Consider the following 17,219-nt stretch of genomic DNA (forward strand, 5'->3'; position numbering starts at 1 on the left):
TCACCGTCGACATCCAGGTCGACGGCATCGCGATGGTCCAGCTCCTCGGCCCCCAGGACCGCCTGCTCAAGACCGTCGAACGGCAGTACCCGGGCGTGCGGGTCCTGGTCCGCGGCAACGAGGTGACACTGACCGGCCCGGAGCGGGACGTCGCCCGCGCCCACGCGCTCGTCGACGAGCTCGTGGGGATGGTCCGGCGCGGCCAGGACATCGGGCCGTCCGACATCCCGGTCTCCGCCCGGATGCTCGACGACGACCGCAAGCCCTCGGACACGTTCGGCACCCCGATCGTCTCGAGCCGCGGCAAGTCGGTGCGTCCGAAGACGGACGGGCAGCGTGCCTACGTCGACGCCATCGACGAGCACACCATCACGTTCGGCATCGGTCCGGCCGGTACCGGCAAGACCTACCTGGCGATGGCCAAGGCGGTCCAGGCCCTGCAGCGGCGCGAGGTGAACCGGATCATCCTGACCCGCCCCGCGGTCGAGGCCGGCGAGCGGCTCGGGTTCCTGCCGGGCACGCTGACCGACAAGATCGACCCCTACCTGCGCCCGCTGTACGACGCGCTGAACGAGATGATGGACCCGGAGCTGGTCCCGAAGCTCCTCGCCGCCGGCACGGTCGAGGTCGCTCCGCTCGCCTACATGCGCGGCCGGACGCTCAACGACTCGTTCGTGATCCTCGACGAGGCGCAGAACACCACGCCCGAGCAGATGAAGATGTTCCTCACGCGCCTGGGCTTCGGCTCGAAGATGGTCGTCACGGGCGACATCACCCAGGTCGACCTGCCCGGCAACCTGTCCGGGCTCCGGCTCGTGACGCGGATCCTCGGCGACGTCGAGGACATCCACTTCGCCCGGCTCGGCAGCGAGGACGTCGTCCGCCACACGCTCGTCGGCCGGATCGTCGACGCCTACACCGTCTACGACGAGGAACGTCTCGCCGAGCAGGCCGGACACCGCCCCGGCGGTCGGGGCACCGCGCCCGCCGGCAACCCCGCCGGAGCGAACCGCGCCGAGCGTCGGGGACGGCCGCCGCAGGACCGCCAGCAGTCCCCGTACCCCCAGAACGACGCCCGAGGAGGCAACCGGTGAGCATCGAGCTCAACAACGAGTCCGGCGTCGAGGTCGACGAGGCAGCCATCCAGCGCCTCGCCGCCTTCGCGCTCGACGCGATGCACGTCCACGCGGACGCGGAGCTCGCGATCGTGCTCGTCGACGAGGGCGCCATGGAGCAGCTCCACGTCCGGTGGATGGACGAGCCCGGACCGACCGACGTGCTGAGCTTCCCGATGGACGAGCTTCGTCCAGGGACCGAGGACGAGCCGACGCCCGCCGGACTCCTCGGCGACATCGTCGTCTGCCCGCAGGTCGCGGCGGAGCAGGCGAAGACCGCCGGGCACACGAGCACCGACGAGATGCTGCTCCTCACCTGCCACGGCATCCTGCACCTGCTCGGGTTCGACCACGCCGAGCCGGAGGAGAAGGCCGAGATGTTCGGACTCCAGGGCGAGATCCTCTCCGCGTTCGCCGCCCAGCAGCGCGGGCGGTGACCTGATGGTGCTCGTCGCCGTCCTGCTCGCGGTGGCGTTCGTGCTCGTCGTCGTCGGTGGTCTGCTGGCCGCGTCCGACGCAGCGCTCACGGTGCTGTCCCGCGCCGACCTCGACGAGATCGCGAAGGACAGCAGCCGCCGTCGGGCGATCGAGGCGATCGCGGACGACGTCGGCGCGCACGTCAACGCCCTGAACTTCGTCCGGGTCCTGGCCGAGACCGCCGCCGCGGTGCTCGTGACGATCGCACTCGTCACGGTGTTCGACACCTGGTGGGTGGCGCTCATCGTGTCCGCGGCGATCATGACCGCTGTCTCGTTCGTGCTCGTCGGGTCCAGTCCGCGCAGCGTCGGGCGGGCGCACGCCGAGCGCTTCATCGCCGCGACCGGCGGGCTCGTCCGCGGTGTCCGGATCGTGCTCGGTCCGCTCGCCGGGCTGCTCGTCGCGATCGGTGACCGGGTCACGCCCGGACGCGGTCGCAGCGCGTCGACGGTGTCGAGCGAGGAGCAGCTGCTGTCGCTCGTCGACGAGGCGACCGAGAGCAACGTGCTCGAGCAGGACGACCGGGAGCTCATCCACTCGGTGTTCGAGTTCAGCGACACCCTCGTGCGTGAGGTCATGGTGCCGCGCACCGACATGCTGACCGTCGACGGGGACGACACCCTCGCGGCCGGGATGGAGCAGTTCCTCGTCGCCGGAGTGTCGCGCATGCCCGTGACCGGCAAGGACAGCGACGACGTCCTCGGGGTGCTGTACCTGCGCGACGTGTCCCGCGCGCTGTACGAGCGGCAGGGCGCCGGGCAGGAACCCGTGACGACGCTGCTGCGTCCGGCCGAGTTCGTGCCGGAGTCGAAGCACGCCGACGACACCCTCCGGCACATGCAGCTCGCGAAGAACCACCTGGTCCTGGTCGTGGACGAGTACGGCGGGGTCGCCGGGCTCGTCACGATGGAGGACCTCATCGAGGAGCTCGTCGGGGACATCTCCGACGAGTACGACCGCACCGTCGTCGACCGCACCGAGGTCGAGCCCGGCGTCTGGCGCATCGCGGCCCGGCTGCCGATCGACGAGCTCGGCGACCTGTTCGGCATCGAGCTCGAGGACGACGACGTCGACACCGCCGGCGGACTCCTCACCAAGGAACTCGGCCGACTGCCGGCCAGCGGCGAGCAGGTCAGCGTGTCCGGTCTGCTGCTCACCGCCGACCGGGTGGAGGGCAAGCGCCGCCACCTGGTCACCGTCCTCGCGGAGCGGACCGCCGCGCTGCAGGACGCCGAGGACGCCCTCGACGACACGACACCGACCACGACGGGAACCACGAACGCATGACCGACACCGAGACCGGACCGACGACCCCCGAGCGCCCCTACCGCGCCGGCTTCGTGTCGTTCGTCGGTCGCCCGAACGTCGGCAAGTCGACGCTCACCAACGCGCTCGTCGGCGAGAAGGTGGCGATCACGTCGTCGAAGCCGCAGACCACGCGGCGCGCGATCCGCGGCATCGTGCACCGACCCGACGGCCAGGTCATCATCGTCGACACCCCCGGCGTGCACCGGCCGCGGACGCTCCTCGGCGAGCGGCTGAACGACCTGGTGCAGTCGACGCTCGGCGACGTCGACGTGATCGGGTTCTGCGTGCCGGCGAACGAACCGATCGGCCCCGGTGACCGCTGGATCAACGAGTCGCTCGACCAGTACCCGCGCGCGAAGAAGATCGCGATCGTGACGAAGATCGACCGCACCGCGAAGGACACCGTGGGGGAGCAACTCCTGGCGGTCTCGAAGCTGCGCGACTGGGACGCCATCGTCCCGACCTCGGGCACGAAGGGCCTGCAGCTCGAGGCGCTCCTCGGGGAGATCACCTCGCTGCTGCCCGAGTCGCCGCAGCTCTACGACGACGCGACCGTCACCGAGGAGACCGACGAGGACCGCATCGCCGAGCTCATCCGGGAAGCCGCGCTCGAGGGCGTCCGCGACGAGCTCCCGCACTCGCTGGCCGTCGTGGTCGAGGACGTCGTCGAACCCGACGACGAGGACGACCCGGACGGGCCGCTGCGCATCTTCGCGAACCTGTTCGTCGAGCGGGACAGCCAGAAGGCGATCGTGATCGGCCGGGGCGGCGAGCGGCTCAAGGACGTCGGGTCGCGTGCCCGGGCCGAGATCGAGTCCCTGCTGGGCGGCCGGCACGTGTACCTGAACATCCGGGTGAAGGTCGCGAAGGAGTGGCAGCGCGACCCGAAGCAGCTCGGGCGCCTGGGGTTCTGACCCGCGTCATCCGCCGGACGGACGCGCTCGTGGCCGGCCGGACGTACCGTGGGGTGGTGTTCCGTCCCATGCTGCGCTCGCAGATCGTCACCGACGTCGTCACGGCGTCGGTGCTCGGGCTGCTCGTGCTCGTGGTGTCGACGCGCGGGGTGGACGGCCCGGTCAGCTGGCTGACGGTGGTCGGACTGACCGCCGCGCTGGCGTTCCGCCGACTCTCCCCGGGGCTCGCCCTCGGTATCGCATGGGTCTTCGCGGCGTTCCAGATGGTCACGGGCCAGACGCCGAGCATCGCGAACCTGTTCATCGCGCCGATCATGTACACGACGAGCGCGTACGGCAGTCCGCGGGTCCGGGGCCTCGGGCTGGCGTCCGCGATCGGCGGGTCGGTCACGGCCGCGCTCTACGAGGGGGTCACGGACTACGGGGTGCGGGTCGGCGAGGCCACTGCGACGACGCCGCTGCAGGAGTCCCTGCAGGTGACGATCTCGTTCTTCGCCGTCACGCTCCTGCTCCTCCTGCTGCCGTGGCTCGCCGGCCTCGTGGTCCGGACGCGCCGGTCCGCCAGCATGAGCCGCGAAGCGCAGCTCGTCGCCGAGCGGGACGCAGCCCGGGCCGACCGCGCCGTCGCCGTCGAGCAGGAGCGGGTCCGGATCGCCCGGGACATGCACGACATCGTGGCGCACTCGCTCGCGGTGGTGATCGCCCAGGCGGACGGGGCGCGGTACGCGCTCAAGGCCGACCCCGCGATCGCGGACCAGGCCCTCGGCACCATCTCGAGCACGGCGCGCGGAGCCCTCGGCGACGTCCGTGAGCTCCTCGGGGCACTCCGGCACGAGCAGGGGACCGCCCCGACGCCGGAGGTCGACGACATCGAGAAGCTCGTCGGCGAGATGCGCGACGTCGGGCTGGACGTCCGCGTCGACCGCGAGGGCGACCCCGGACGGCTCCCCACCACCACGCAGCTCGCGGTCTACCGCATCGTCCAGGAGAGCCTGACGAACGCGTGGAAGCACGGCCAGCCCGGAGCCCCCGTGCACGCGTCGCTGACGTACCGTCCGGACACCGTCGAGATCACCGTGGTGAACCGGCGCGCCGACGACGGCACCCGCGGCCCGGGCACCGGGCACGGGCTCGTCGGGATGCGCGAACGGGCGACGATGACCGGCGGCACGATGACCGCGGGACCCCGCGGCGACGACTTCACGGTTGCGGTCCGGATGCCCGCCGTCCCGGCCAGCGGGCAGATGCCCCGCGACCGGATCACCTCGACCCAGCAGGAGCGCACCACCCGATGACCACCACCGCGGCCACCGCCCCCCAGATCCGTGTCGCGCTCGTCGACGACCAGGCGCTCTTCCGCACGGGCATCCGGATGCTCGTCGACTCGCAGCCGGACCTCCTCTTCGTCGGCGAGGCGGGCGACGGAGCAGCGGGTGTCGAGCTCGTCCGCCGGACCCGGGCGGACGTCGTGCTCATGGACGTCCGGATGCCCGTGATGGACGGCATCACCGCGACGTCCCGCATCGTCGAGCAGAGTGGTCCGGACGCCGCGAAGGTCCTCGTCCTGACCACGTTCGACTTCGACGAGGCCGCGGCGAAGGCGATCCGCGCGGGGGCCAGCGGCTTCGTCCTGAAGGACGCCGACCCCGAGTTCCTGCTCGCCGCCGTCCGCACGGTGCACGCCGGCACCGCGGTGTTCGCCGCGTCGGCCACCCGCGAGCTCCTGCGCCGGTACGACGACACCGCCGGACAGTCCGCGCCGGTCCCGCCGTCGTTCGCCGAGCTGACCCCGCGCGAGCGCGAGATCTTCGACCTCGCGGCCCGTGGGTTCAGCAACAGCGAGATCGCCCAGCACGAGTACGTCAGCGAGGCGACCGTGAAGACGCACATCTCGCGGGTGCTGACGAAGCTCGACCTCCGGGACCGCGTGCGGCTCGTGGTGTTCGCGCACGAGCACGGGCTCGTGCCGAAGGCGGAGTGACCGACCGTCATCCGACAGGATGACCCCTCCACAGGGAACCGAGCCGAGCGGACGATCCACAGGAGACGACGGACCGACGCGGGGCGTGCCTCCCGACCGGGAGGGTGGTGCCATGACCACCAACCAGACGCCGATCATCCGACTCGACCACGTCTCCAAGCACTACGGCGACGCCGCGCGCCGGGTCACCGCCCTCGACGACGTCAGCGTCGACATCGGTGCGGGGGAGTTCACCGCCGTGATGGGTCCGTCCGGCTCAGGCAAGTCGACACTGATGCACGTCGCCGCCGGACTCGACGTGGTGTCGTCGGGGCGGATCAGCATCGACGGGGTCGAGATCACCGGGCTGGCGGACCGCGAGCTCACCGAGCTGCGTCGGCGCCGTCTCGGCTTCGTGTTCCAGTCGTTCAACCTCGTGCCCACCCTGGACGTCGCCGAGAACATCCGCCTGCCGTTCCTGCTCGGTGGGCAGAAGCCCACGCGGGACGAGTCGGCGTGGATCGACCGGCTGGTCGAGATGCTCGGCCTCGGGAACCGCCTGGGCCACCGTCCCCACCAGCTCTCCGGCGGACAGCAGCAGCGCGTCGCGATCGCGCGGGCGCTGGCCTCGCGTCCGGCCGTCGTCGTCGCCGACGAGCCGACCGGAGCCCTCGACTCGCGGACCGGGCGCGACGTGCTCGGGATCCTCCGTGGCGCCGTGCAGGAGTGGGGGCAGAGCGTCGTCATGGTCACGCACGACCCCGTCGCGGCGGCGAACGCCGACCGCATCCTGTTCCTCGCCGACGGCCGCATCGTGGACGACCGTCCGGCGATGACCGCGTCGGACATCTCCGCCACGATGCTCGGGATGGAGGCGGCAGCATGAGCGGCCTCCGCGCCTTCGCGCCCACCGTGCTCGTCGCGGCGCTCGGCACCACCTTCGGCTCGGCGCTCGTGATCGCACCGGGCGTCGTGACCCAGGCGATGGCCGCGGCGGGGTTGAGCGACCTCGGTCCGGTCAAGGCGATCCTCGCGGTGATCGGCTGGCTCTTCCTCGGCATCGCCCTGTACGTCGGGGCGATCGTCACGGCCAACACCTGCGCCACCCTCATCGCCGGCCAGACGCGCATCATCGCGCTGCAGCGGCTCGTCGGTGCCACGGGCGCCACGCTCCGCGCCCGCATCACCCGGACCGGGCTGCTCGTCGGCGCGCTCGGCGGTGCGATCGGTGTCGTCGTGGGGACCGGGCTGTCGGTCGTGTTCGTCGCGGTGCTGCGCGGGAACGGCTTCCTGCCGGACACGGCGTACACCCTCGTCCCGTGGGAGCTCGTCCTGCCGCTCGTCGCCGTCGTCCTCGCGACCTGGGGTGCCTTCGCCGCCGGGTCGCGGCGCGTCCTGACGATGACCCCGCTCCAGGCGCTGTCGTCGAGTGTCGAACCCGCGCACGAGGACGTCCGGTCCGGCACTGCGCGGAAGGTGTGGGCGATCCTGCTCATGGCCGCGGGCGCGCTGCTGATGCTGCTCGGGCTGGGCGTCAGCGTGAGCTCGCCGTTCGCGGTCCTGCCTGCTGCCCTCGGCGGCTTCGTGTCCTTCGCGGGCGTCGCCGTCGGAGCGACCATCGTGATGCCGCCGGTCCTGCAGCTGATCGGACGGATCGGCTCCCGCGACCCCGTGGTGCTCCTCGCCGGTCGGAACGCGATGCGGGCGCCCGGGCGGGCCTCGCGTGCCACGATCGGACTCGTCATCGGCGTGACGCTCCTCGTGACGTTCGCGGTCGCGCTCGGGATCATGCAGCACGTGCTCGAGCAGCAGCTCTCCGCGATGGACGACGGCACGATGACGCCCGAGGTCCTGCAGGCGCAGCGCGACTTCTTCGTGCAGCTCAACGCTGTCGTCAGCGTGATCGTCGGGTTCTCCGCCGTGATCGCCGCGGTCGGGGTCGTGAACGCCCTCGCCCTCGGCGTGCTCCAGCGTCGCCGTGAGCTCGGTCTGCTCCGTGTGCTCGGGCTCACCGGGGCGCAGGTCCGGCGGATGATCGTGACCGAGGCCGTGCAGATGGTCGTCGCGGCGGTCGTGACCGGACTCGTGCTCGGCACCTGCTACGGCTGGGTCGGCGGGCAGACGCTCCTCGGCTCGATCGGCACCGTCGTGCCGCCCGTGCTGCCGCTCGGTACCGTCGCCGTGGTCGTCGTCGGGGCACTCGTCCTGGCGGTGGTCGCGACCGTCGCGCCGGTCCGACGGGCGATGCGGGTCCCGCCGACCGAGGCGCTCGCCGTCGACTGAGCACGGCACCTGGCCCGGGCAGCAGTGCCCGGACAGCAGCGCCCGGGCCAGGACTGCAGCACCCAGGCCCGGGCGCCGGCAGCGTCACGCACTTGCACCGCGCTGGTGTACCAGTGCTACGGTGGCGGTGATGTATCCGGCACTCCTCCTCCTTCGCTGCCGCGACGAGGCCTGACACAACGGCCCACCTCGTCGCGGAGTCCGTCGTGGCCTGACACACACCTGACGACGAAAGCGACGAACCGATGCAGAACACGCAGCGCCCCTCCGGGATGCCCATCCACAAGTACGTCCCGTTCCACGAGCAGATCGCGGTCGAGCTGCCCGACCGCACCTGGCCGACGAAGCGCATCGACCGTGCACCGCGGTGGTGCGCGGTCGACCTCCGGGACGGCAACCAGGCCCTGATCGACCCGATGGACTCCGAGCGCAAGCGGGCGATGTTCGACCTGCTCGTCCGGATGGGCTACAAGGAGATCGAGGTCGGGTTCCCGAGCGCCTCGCAGACCGACTTCGACTTCGTCCGGTCGCTCATCGACGACGGAGCCATCCCCGACGACGTCACGATCCAGGTCCTCACGCAGGCCCGCGAGCACCTCATCACCCGCACGTACGAGGCGATCGACGGTGCCAAGCAGGCGATCGTGCACCTGTACAACTCGACGTCGATCGTGCAGCGCGAGGTCGTCTTCCGGACGGACGTGCAGGGTGTCGTGGACATCGCGGTGGAGGGCGCGCGGATGTGCAAGGCGGCCGAGGCGGCGCTGCAGCACGACACGACGGTGTTCTACGAGTACTCACCGGAGTCCTACACGGGCACCGAGCTCGAGGTCGCGGTCCGGATCTGCAACGCCGTGCTCGAGGTCTTCGAGCCGACCCCTGATCGCAAGGTCATCATCAACCTGCCCGCCACCGTCGAGATGGCGACGCCGAACGTCTACGCCGACTCGATCGAGTGGATGTCGCGGAACCTCGACCACCGTGCGGACGTCATCCTCTCGCTGCACCCGCACAACGACCGCGGGACGGCCGTCGCCGCTGCGGAGCTCGGCTACATGGCCGGCGCCGACCGCATCGAGGGCTGCCTGTTCGGCAACGGGGAGCGCACCGGCAACGTGGACCTCGTCGCCCTCGGCATGAACCTGTTCACCCAGGGCATCGACCCCGAGATCGACTTCAGCGACATCGACCAGGTGAAGCGGACGGTCGAGTACTGCAACCAGCTGCCGGTGCCCGAGCGTCAGCCCTGGGCGGGCGACCTCGTGTACACCGCCTTCAGCGGGTCGCACCAGGACGCCATCAAGAAGGGCTTCGACGCCATGCAGGCGAAGGCCGAGGCGGCCGGCACGACCGTCGACGAGATCGCCTGGGCGGTGCCGTACCTGCCGGTCGACCCGAAGGACATCGGCCGGTCGTACGAGGCCGTCATCCGCGTCAACTCGCAGTCCGGCAAGGGCGGTGTTGCCTACCTGCTCAAGACCGACCACGCGATCGACCTGCCCCGCAAGCTGCAGATCGAGTTCTCCGGTGTCGTGCAACAGCGCACCGACTCCGAGGGCGGCGAGTTCTCGTCGGAGCGCATCTGGGACCTGTTCCGCGACGAGTACCTGCCCGCGACCACGGACGAGGACAAGTGGGGTCGCTACGAGATCACGAAGACGGCGACGTCGAGCGACTTCGACGGCACGACGAAGCTCTCGGTCGCGATGCGCGTCGACGAGGGGTCGGTCGAAGCGCAGGCGGTCGGGACCGGGCCGATCGACGCGTTCCTGTCGGTGATGCGCGACCAGGGCGTGGCCGTGACGCTGTACGACTACTCGGAGCACACGATGAGCGCCTCGGGTGACGCGCAGGCCGCCTCGTACGTCGAGCTCGACGTCGACGGCGTCCGCCTGTGGGGCGTCGGCATCGACGCAGACATCGCGACGGCCTCCCTCAAGGCGATCGTCTCGGCGGTCAACCGCGCGGTCCGCGCCGGGGCCGCGTCCGGCGCGCCGGAGCTGGTCTCCGCGTAACCGCGCGCTCAGCGCGACCACCTGACGGGAGGCGCGGTGCGGGTCCGACCCGCACCGCGCCTCCCGTCCGTGGTGCCGTCCCGACCCGTCGCGCTCGCCGTCGCGTGGTGCGTTCCGTCCCATCGCAACCGACATGGGACGACGGATCGCTCACAGGAGGACGGAACTCGCGGTCTCCGACGCGCGGATCGGTCTCCGACGCGCGGATCGGTCTCCGACGCGCGGATCGGTCTCCCACGCACGGAACGGGCAGCGCCCCCGCACCCGGCTGTCGGCGGGGCGGGGGATACTGGTGCGATGCCGCTGTACCGGGACGAGTGCGTCGTGTTGCGCACCCACAAGCTCGGTGAAGCCGACCGCATCGTCACGATGCTCTCCCGGCAGCACGGCAAGATCCGGGCCGTCGCGAAGGGCGTCCGGCGTACCGCGTCGAAGTTCGGGTCTCGGCTCGAGCCGTTCATGGTCGTCGACGCGCAGTTCTACGAGGGCCGCACGCTCGACATCGTCACGCAGGCCGAGAGCCTCGGGTCGTACGGTGCCCAGATCGTCGCCGACTACGGCGCGTACACGGCCGCGAGTGCGATGGTCGAGACCGCCGACCGCCTGAGCGAGGCGGACGCCGGGCTGCAGCAGTACCTGCTGCTCGTCGGGGCGCTGCGCTCGCTGTCCCGTCGCGAGCACGTCACGAGCGCGACGCTCGACTCCTACCTGCTTCGGGCGATGAGCATCGCGGGTTGGGCGCCCTCGTTCGGCGACTGCGCGGTGACCGGGGAGCCCGGGCCGCACACCGCCTTCGTCGTGCAACTCGGCGGCGTCGTGGCCGACCGGGCGGCGCCGCCCGGCACCCCGCGCCTGGACATCGACACGCTCGGCCTGCTCGGAGCCCTGCTCGCGGGCGACTGGGCGACCGTGGACGTCGCGGACGAACGGACGCGCTCCCGGGCCTCCGGCGTGGTGGCGGCGTACGCCCAGTGGCACCTGGAACGATCGCTCCGGTCCCTGCCGCACGTCGACCGCAGCGAGCACCCGGCACCGGTCGCACCGACGCCGGGTGGGGTCCCCGCCGCGGTCTCCGCGACACCGGCACCCACGGTCCCCGTGCCGACCGACACCGTGCCGTCCGATCCCGAAGGAGCCCCTGCATGAGCCCACGCCGGTCAGCAGCGTCCGAGCCGATGAAGCCCGTCGACTGGACGGGGGAGCAGCCGCCCGCGATCCCCGCGCAGTTCGTGCCCGAGCACGTCGCGATCGTGATGGACGGCAACGGCCGGTGGGCGAACCAGCGCGGACTGACGCGGGTCGAGGGGCACAAGGCGGGCGAGGCCTCGCTCCTCGACGTCGTCGCCGGCGCCATCCAGATCGGCGTCAAGCACGTCTCGGCGTACGCGTTCTCGACCGAGAACTGGAAGCGCTCCCCGGACGAGGTCCGCTTCCTGATGGGCTTCAACCGCGAGGTCATCCACCGCCGACGGGACCAGCTCCACGCCTGGGGCGTCCGGGTCCGGTGGGCCGGACGGCGCCCGCGGCTCTGGCGGAGCGTGGTCGACGAGCTGCAGACCGCCGAGCGCATGACGGCCGACAACGCTCGTCTCACGCTGACGATGTGCGTGAACTACGGCGGCCGGAACGAGATCGTCGACGCGGTCCGCGGCATGGCCGAGGACGTCGCCGCCGGGCGGATGAAGCCGAGCCAGGTCACCGAGAAGGCCCTGGCGAAGCGGCTGTACGTGCCGGAGCTGCCGGACGTCGACCTGTTCCTCCGGAGCTCGGGGGAACAGCGCACCTCGAACTTCATGCTCTGGCAGTCGGCCTACGCCGAGATGGTGTTCCTCGACCGGCTCTGGCCGGACTTCCGGCGGACGGACCTCTGGGGCGCGATCGAGGAGTACGCGAGCCGGGACCGCCGGTACGGCGGCGCCGTCGACGCACCCACCGCCTGACCGGAGGCGCGTGGCGGGCGCCGCCACGATCCTCCCGTCCGACACCGACCAGCCCCGTCAGTCGAGCAGGTGCGCCGCCCCACGGACCGCGTCGAGCGCGGCGCGGACGCTCGGCACCCGGTCCGCCCCGCGCGCGACGACCACCTCGACCCGCCTGGCCAGGTCGTCCTCGGCGGGGGTGACGGCGACGCCGGCCGGGATGACGGTCGACACGAGCGCGAGCCGGGGCAGGAGCGCCACCCCGAGGCCGGCCGCGACGAGCCCGACGACCGCCGCAGCGTTGTCGGTCTCGAGCACGATCTCCGGGGTGAACCCGGAGGCGGCGCACGAGGCGAGCAGGTGTCCCCGGCAGCGCGGGCAGCCGCCGATCCAGCGCGCCTCGCGGTGGTCGGCGAGGTCCGCGACGCTCCCGCCGGACCAATCGACCGGAAGTGTTCCGTCGCCACCGCCCGGGCCCGGCGTCACGAGTGCGAGCGGGTCGCGTCCGAGCGCCCGGGTGCGGAGCATCGGGTCCGTGGTGGTGTCGTCGGCGGGCTCGACGAAGGCGTGCGAGAAGACCAGGGCGACGTCGACCTCGCCGCGGCGGACGAGCTCGACGGCCTCGGGCGGTTCGGCCTCCACGTACGAGGTCACGACCCCGGGGTGGTCCGCCGCGAGCGTGGCGAGCACGGCGGGCACCAGGGTGGACGAGGCACTCGGGAACCCGGCGAACCGCACCCGTCCGCGTGCGAGTCCGCCGACGGCGTCCAGGTCCTCGCGTGCGGCGGCCAGCGCGGACTCGACCGCCTGCGCGTGGCCGGCGAGCACCGCACCGGCCTCGGTGAGGGTGGCGCCGCGCCCACCACGACCCGCGGGCCCGCCGCGACCGCCGACGCCGGTGCCGGCGCTGCCACCGGGCCCGGCGCTCCCGCCGGGCCCGGCGCTCCCGCCGGTTCCCCCGCGCAGCACGAGCTCGTGGCCCAGCCGACGCTCGGCCCGCGCCAGGAGCTGGCTGACGGCCGGCTGGCTGTACCCGAGGACGTTCGCGGCGCGGCTGATCGACCCGGCGTCGCGGACGGCACGGAGCACACGGAGCAGCTGGGGGTCGAGGTCGTCCACAACACGATGTTATGGGGTGCCGAAGAAAGCTGCCCTGGTGTGATGGCCGCCCGCCGTCGACGCTGGACGCATGGACTCCTTCGTCGACGGCACCGGGTACCTCGCCGCCTGCACCGCCGGGCTGCCGACGCTCGGCACGCTCACCGCCCAGCGCGCGGACCTCGACGCGTGGTCCCGGGCGGCGACGACCCCGACCGGCTACGGCGCACTCGTCGAACAGGGCCGCGAACTGTTCGCGGGGATCGTCGGCGTCGACCGGGCGCGGGTCGCCACCGGCTCGCAGACGTCGGCGATGGTCGCCGTCGTGGCCGCCTCGCTGCCCGACGGCGCCGAGGTCGTCGTCCCCGACGGGGACTTCAGCTCCGTCGTCTTCCCGTTCCTCGCCCAGGCCCACCGCGGGGTCCGGGTGCGGAGCGTCCCGCTCGCGGACCTCGCCGACGCCGTGCGCCCGGGCACCCGACTCGTCGCGTGGTCCGCCGTGCAGTCCGCCTCCGGCGTGGTGACCGACCCGGCGCCCGTGCTCGCCGCGGCCCGGGCGGTCGGCGCCCTGACGCTGTGCGACCTCACGCAGGCAGCCGGAGTGCTCCCCGTCGACGCGGCACCCTTCGACGTCACCGTGACGCACGCCTACAAGTGGCTCTGCGCGCCGCGCGGGGTCGCGTTCGCGACGTTCTCGGACCGCGCGCTCGCGGAGCTCCGGCCCGTGCAGGCGGGCTGGTACGCGGGCGCCGACGTGTGGTCCTCGTGCTACGGACCCGACATGCGGCTCGCCGACGACGCCCGTCGCTTCGACGTCTCCCCGGCCTGGCAGGCCTGGCCCGGGGCGGTCGCCGCCCTGCGGCACCTCGCGTCCGTCGACGCGGCCTCGGCCTGGAGGCACGCCACCGGTCTCGCGGACCGGCTCGCCGACGCGCTCGGGAGGCCCCGACCCGGGCAGGCGATCACGACGTTCCCGGACCCTGACGGCACGGCGCTCCGCGCACTGGCGGACGCCGGGGTCACCGCGAGCGGCCGGGCCGGGCGGCTGCGGCTCGCCTTCCACCTGTGGAACGACGCCGAGGACGTCGATCGCGTCGTCGCGGTGCTCGGGGGACTTGGCAGCTTCCGACCGGTGGAGCGGCCGCTCGTCCACAGCGTGCGGTAGCCCGTCCGCCCCCGCTCGACGGGCCGGTACGCTTGCCGGGTACCGTTCCGACCCGGGCACCCAGTCCGGCGACCACAGGAGTCCCTCTTGGCACCGTCCTCCCGTCTCGACAGCGTCATCGCCCTGGCCAAGGGCCGCGGCTTCGTCTTCCAGTCGGGGGAGATCTACGGCGGATCGCGCTCCGCGTGGGACTACGGGCCCCTCGGTGTCGAACTCAAGGAGAACATCAAGCGCCAGTGGTGGCAGCGGTTCGTCCGCGGCCGTGGCGACATGGTCGGCCTGGACTCGGCCGTCATCCTGCCGCGCAAGGTGTGGGAGGCCTCCGGCCACGTCGCGACCTTCACCGACCCGCTCGTCGAGTGCCTGCACTGCCACCACCGCTTCCGCGAGGACCACCTGGTCGAGGCCTTCGTCGCCAAGAAGGGCCGCGACCCCGAGGGTGGCATGGCGGAGATCGCCTGCCCGAACTGCGGCACCCGCGGCGAGTGGACCGAGCCCCGTGAGTTCTCCGGGATGCTCAAGACGTACCTCGGCCCGGTCGAGTCCGAAGAAGGCCTGAACTTCCTGCGCCCCGAGACCGCGCAGGGCATCTTCGTCGACTTCGCGCAGGTCGTCACGACGAGCCGCATGAAGCCCCCGTTCGGCATCGGCCAGGTCGGCAAGGCGTTCCGCAACGAGATCACGCCCGGCAACTTCATCTTCCGGACCCGCGAGTTCGAGCAGATGGAGATCGAGTACTTCGTGCCGCCGGCCGACGTCGACACCCACTACGAGCAGTGGATCGCCGACTCGGTCGCGTTCTTCACCGACCTCGGCATCGACCCGGAGAACCTCCGCCGGTTCGACGTGCCGGACGGGGAGCGCGCACACTACTCCGACGCCACGGCCGACATCGAGTACCGCTTCGGCTTCGCCGGGTCCGAGTGGGGCGAGCTCATGGGCGTCGCGAACCGCACCGACTTCGACCTCAACAACCACATCGAGTCCTCGGGCAAGGACCTCCGGTTCTTCGACCAGGCCGCCAACGAGAAGTACGTGCCGTACGTCATCGAGCCGTCGTTCGGGCTCACCCGTGCGCTCATGGCGTTCCTGCTCGACGCCTACCACGAGGACGAGGCCCCGAACGCGAAGGGCGGCGTCGACAAGCGCACCGTCCTGCGCCTGGACCCGCGGCTCGCCCCGGTCAAGGCCGCGGTCCTGCCGCTGTCGCGCAACGAGCAGCTCTCGCCGGTCGCCCGTGGGCTCGCCGACGACCTCCGCAAGCACTGGAACGTCGACTTCGACGACGCCGGTGCGATCGGTCGTCGCTACCGTCGCCACGACGAGATCGGTACGCCGTTCTGCATCACGGTCGACTTCGACACGCTCGACGACCGGGCCGTGACGGTCCGCGAGCGCGACACCATGGCACAGGAGCGCGTGTCCCTCGACCAGCTGCAGGGCTACCTGGCGCAGCGGCTGCTCGGCGCGTAGCACCGACCGCCCGACCGACGGACAGACACACGCGGCCACGGCCCGGGAATACCCGGGCTGTGGCCGCGTTGTCGTCCGCGTGAACGACTCCGTGAAGGTCGATGTCTGGTCCGACATCGCGTGCCCCTGGTGCTACATCGGCAAGCGCAAGTTCGAGGCGGGAGCCGCGGCGTTCGGCGCCGGCCCCGACGCCGCGCCCGTCGAGGTCGAGTACCACTCGTTCGAGCTCAGCCCGGACACCCCGGTCGACTTCGAGGGAACCGAGGCCGAGTTCCTGTCCGGCCACAAGGGCATGCCCGTCGAGCAAGCGCAGCAGATGCTCGAGCACGTCGCCGGCATCGCAGAGGGTGTCGGCCTGGACTACGACTTCGACGCGATGCACCACACCAACACTGTGAAGGCGCACCAGGTCATCCACCTCGCCAAGCAGCACGGCAAGCAGCTCGACATGGTCGAGCGGCTCTTCACCGCGTACTTCGAGCGGGGCGAGCACGTCGGGCAGGACGAGTCCCTCGCGGACCTGGCCGCCGAGGTCGGCCTGGACCGCGACGAGGTCCTGACGACCCTGCGCGACGACGGGCAGCTCGCCGCCGTCCGTGCCGACCAGGCCCAGGCACAGGCGTTCGGCATCAACGGCGTCCCGTTCTTCGTCATCGACGGCAAGTACGGCGTCTCCGGCGCCCAGGACCCGGCGGCCTTCGAGCAGGTGCTCCGCCAGGTCGTGGCGCTGCGCTCGTCCACACCCGAGGAGCTCGCAGCTGAGCAGCAGCGCGCCGAGGACGACGCGGCAGCGGATGCGGCGGCGGCCCGGTGAGCGACGTGACGACGACCGGCGGGGCCGCACCGGGCCTCCAGGCCGGGTCGAACCCGTCCGCCGGACCCGCACTGCTGACGTTCCCCGTGACCGGCGGCGCGCCGGTCTGCGAGGGCGACAGCTGCTTCGTGCCCGGCGCCGAGGGGAGCTGGACCGAGGTCCCGGACTGACGGACCCGCGCCCGGGTCAGCCCCGGACGGGTTCCTCGTCCGTGATGTCCGCGACCGTCGCGTCGTAGGCGGCGACCAGGGCGTCCGCGTCGACGAACGCGCTCGCGCCGTGCCGTCCCGCGCCGAGCGCGATCCGTCGGCCGAGCACGCGCTCGTCGGCGACGACCGGCAGGTCACCCGTCGCACCGATCGGGGTGATCGTGCCGCGCTCGTAGCCCGAGGCCTCGAGCGCGGTGGCCGCGTCGGGCATCGAGAGCTTGTTGACCCCGACGACCGTGCGGAGCTTCTTCCACGCGATGCTCCGCCCTCCCGGTACGAGCGCGAGCAGGAAGCCGCCGTCGTGCCGCTTGACGACGAGGGTCTTGACGATGTCGCCCGGGATGATCCCGAGCAGTGCGGCGGCCTGCTCGAGCGAGTCGGCCGCGGGGCGTTCGACGACCTCGACGTCGAGCCCCCTGGCTGCTGCGTCGGCGTCGAAGCGGGCGATGGCGGTGTCGGACATGTGGAG

The 17,219-nt window shown here is 72.0% G+C and carries 17 protein-coding genes; 15 read left to right on the top strand and 2 right to left on the bottom strand.

Translation table 11 applies throughout. The features are described 5' to 3' along the window. The first annotated feature begins 32 nt into the window (after positions 1-32). From FB462_RS07835 to FB462_RS07885, 11 genes are all read left to right on the top strand, one after another. Positions 33-1,094 (top strand): PhoH family protein, encoded by a 1,062-nt coding sequence (locus FB462_RS07835; RefSeq protein ID WP_229666903.1) that lies wholly within the window; start codon positions 33-35, stop codon positions 1,092-1,094. Beyond that, entirely contained in the window at positions 1,091-1,552 is a 462-nt protein-coding gene (gene ybeY, locus FB462_RS07840; RefSeq protein WP_058742447.1) for an rRNA maturation RNase YbeY, read from the top strand. The genes FB462_RS07835 and ybeY overlap by 4 nt, the downstream gene beginning before the upstream one ends. A gap of 4 nt (positions 1,553-1,556) precedes the next feature. Then, positions 1,557-2,879, top strand: a complete 1,323-nt coding sequence (locus FB462_RS07845) for a hemolysin family protein (RefSeq protein WP_141861197.1) — start codon at positions 1,557-1,559, stop codon at positions 2,877-2,879. Beyond that, positions 2,876-3,814, top strand: coding sequence for a GTPase Era (era, locus tag FB462_RS07850; protein WP_058742445.1), 939 nt, complete (start codon positions 2,876-2,878; stop codon positions 3,812-3,814). The genes FB462_RS07845 and era overlap by 4 nt, the downstream gene beginning before the upstream one ends. Before the next feature lie 56 nt (positions 3,815-3,870). Next, entirely contained in the window at positions 3,871-5,109 is a 1,239-nt protein-coding gene (locus tag FB462_RS07855) for a sensor histidine kinase (protein WP_141861199.1), read from the top strand. Further along, a complete protein-coding gene (locus FB462_RS07860) occupies positions 5,106-5,795 on the top strand; it encodes a response regulator (RefSeq protein WP_141861201.1) in 690 nt (229 codons plus the stop codon). Before FB462_RS07855 ends, FB462_RS07860 begins: the two co-directional genes overlap by 4 nt. Before the next feature lie 112 nt (positions 5,796-5,907). Continuing rightward, the gene (locus tag FB462_RS07865) at positions 5,908-6,660 is read left to right on the top strand and encodes an ABC transporter ATP-binding protein (RefSeq protein ID WP_141861203.1); all 753 of its coding nucleotides are present in this window, start codon (positions 5,908-5,910) and stop codon (positions 6,658-6,660) included. Then, entirely contained in the window at positions 6,657-8,057 is a 1,401-nt protein-coding gene (locus FB462_RS07870; protein ID WP_141861205.1) for an ABC transporter permease, read from the top strand. Before FB462_RS07865 ends, FB462_RS07870 begins: the two co-directional genes overlap by 4 nt. Positions 8,058-8,302: 245 nt before the next feature. Continuing rightward, positions 8,303-10,072: a 2-isopropylmalate synthase gene (gene leuA, locus FB462_RS07875; RefSeq protein WP_141861207.1), complete on the top strand. Its 1,770-nt coding sequence runs from the start codon at positions 8,303-8,305 to the stop codon at positions 10,070-10,072. Between the two features lie 297 nt (positions 10,073-10,369). Next, a complete protein-coding gene (gene recO, locus FB462_RS07880; protein ID WP_141861209.1) occupies positions 10,370-11,218 on the top strand; it encodes a DNA repair protein RecO in 849 nt (282 codons plus the stop codon). Then, positions 11,215-12,012, top strand: coding sequence for an isoprenyl transferase (locus FB462_RS07885; protein ID WP_058742438.1), 798 nt, complete (start codon positions 11,215-11,217; stop codon positions 12,010-12,012). The genes recO and FB462_RS07885 overlap by 4 nt, the downstream gene beginning before the upstream one ends. A 57-nt stretch (positions 12,013-12,069) precedes the next feature. Here FB462_RS07885 and FB462_RS07890 read toward each other — a convergent pair whose 3' ends face one another. Further along, positions 12,070-13,110, bottom strand: a complete 1,041-nt coding sequence (locus FB462_RS07890; RefSeq protein WP_141861212.1) for a LysR family transcriptional regulator — start codon at positions 13,108-13,110, stop codon at positions 12,070-12,072. A 70-nt stretch (positions 13,111-13,180) separates the two neighbouring features. Between FB462_RS07890 and FB462_RS07895 the strand changes: the two genes are divergently transcribed. The 4 genes from FB462_RS07895 to FB462_RS17280 all read left to right on the top strand — a co-directional run bounded on the left by FB462_RS07895 (position 13,181) and on the right by FB462_RS17280 (position 16,711). Next, positions 13,181-14,254: an aminotransferase class V-fold PLP-dependent enzyme gene (locus FB462_RS07895; protein ID WP_141861214.1), complete on the top strand. Its 1,074-nt coding sequence runs from the start codon at positions 13,181-13,183 to the stop codon at positions 14,252-14,254. Positions 14,255-14,341: 87 nt separating this feature from the next. Then, positions 14,342-15,727, top strand: a complete 1,386-nt coding sequence (locus tag FB462_RS07900) for a glycine--tRNA ligase (protein ID WP_058742435.1) — start codon at positions 14,342-14,344, stop codon at positions 15,725-15,727. Positions 15,728-15,806: 79 nt separating this feature from the next. Beyond that, positions 15,807-16,541, top strand: a complete 735-nt coding sequence (locus FB462_RS07905) for a DsbA family oxidoreductase (RefSeq protein ID WP_058742434.1) — start codon at positions 15,807-15,809, stop codon at positions 16,539-16,541. A 5-nt stretch (positions 16,542-16,546) separates the two neighbouring features. Further along, a complete protein-coding gene (locus tag FB462_RS17280; RefSeq protein ID WP_167510044.1) occupies positions 16,547-16,711 on the top strand; it encodes a hypothetical protein in 165 nt (54 codons plus the stop codon). A 16-nt stretch (positions 16,712-16,727) separates the two neighbouring features. On the opposite strand, the gene FB462_RS07910 is transcribed toward FB462_RS17280, so the two are convergent. Beyond that, on the bottom strand, positions 16,728-17,213 hold the full coding sequence (locus FB462_RS07910; RefSeq protein ID WP_058742433.1) for an aminoacyl-tRNA deacylase: 486 nt from the start codon (positions 17,211-17,213) through the stop codon (positions 16,728-16,730). Positions 17,214-17,219: the final 6 nt, after the last annotated feature.

It is taken from the genome of Curtobacterium citreum, assembly GCF_006715175.1.
Classification (GTDB): domain Bacteria; phylum Actinomycetota; class Actinomycetes; order Actinomycetales; family Microbacteriaceae; genus Curtobacterium; species Curtobacterium citreum.

Excerpts from the sequence above, each read along its gene's own strand:
- FB462_RS07835 (WP_229666903.1), top strand. The coding sequence starts at position 33 with ATGGTCCAGCTCCTCGGCCCCCAGGACCGCCTGCTCAAGACCGTCGAA.
- FB462_RS07845 (WP_141861197.1), top strand. The coding sequence starts at position 1,557 with ATGGTGCTCGTCGCCGTCCTGCTCGCGGTGGCGTTCGTGCTCGTCGTC.
- era (WP_058742445.1), top strand. The coding sequence starts at position 2,876 with ATGACCGACACCGAGACCGGACCGACGACCCCCGAGCGCCCCTACCGC.
- FB462_RS07860 (WP_141861201.1), top strand. The coding sequence starts at position 5,106 with ATGACCACCACCGCGGCCACCGCCCCCCAGATCCGTGTCGCGCTCGTC.
- FB462_RS07865 (WP_141861203.1), top strand. The coding sequence starts at position 5,908 with ATGACCACCAACCAGACGCCGATCATCCGACTCGACCACGTCTCCAAG.
- FB462_RS07870 (WP_141861205.1), top strand. The coding sequence starts at position 6,657 with ATGAGCGGCCTCCGCGCCTTCGCGCCCACCGTGCTCGTCGCGGCGCTC.
- leuA (WP_141861207.1), top strand. The coding sequence starts at position 8,303 with ATGCAGAACACGCAGCGCCCCTCCGGGATGCCCATCCACAAGTACGTC.
- recO (WP_141861209.1), top strand. The coding sequence starts at position 10,370 with ATGCCGCTGTACCGGGACGAGTGCGTCGTGTTGCGCACCCACAAGCTC.
- FB462_RS07885 (WP_058742438.1), top strand. The coding sequence starts at position 11,215 with ATGAGCCCACGCCGGTCAGCAGCGTCCGAGCCGATGAAGCCCGTCGAC.
- FB462_RS07895 (WP_141861214.1), top strand. The coding sequence starts at position 13,181 with ATGGACTCCTTCGTCGACGGCACCGGGTACCTCGCCGCCTGCACCGCC.
- FB462_RS07910 (WP_058742433.1), bottom strand. The coding sequence starts at position 17,213 with ATGTCCGACACCGCCATCGCCCGCTTCGACGCCGACGCAGCAGCCAGG.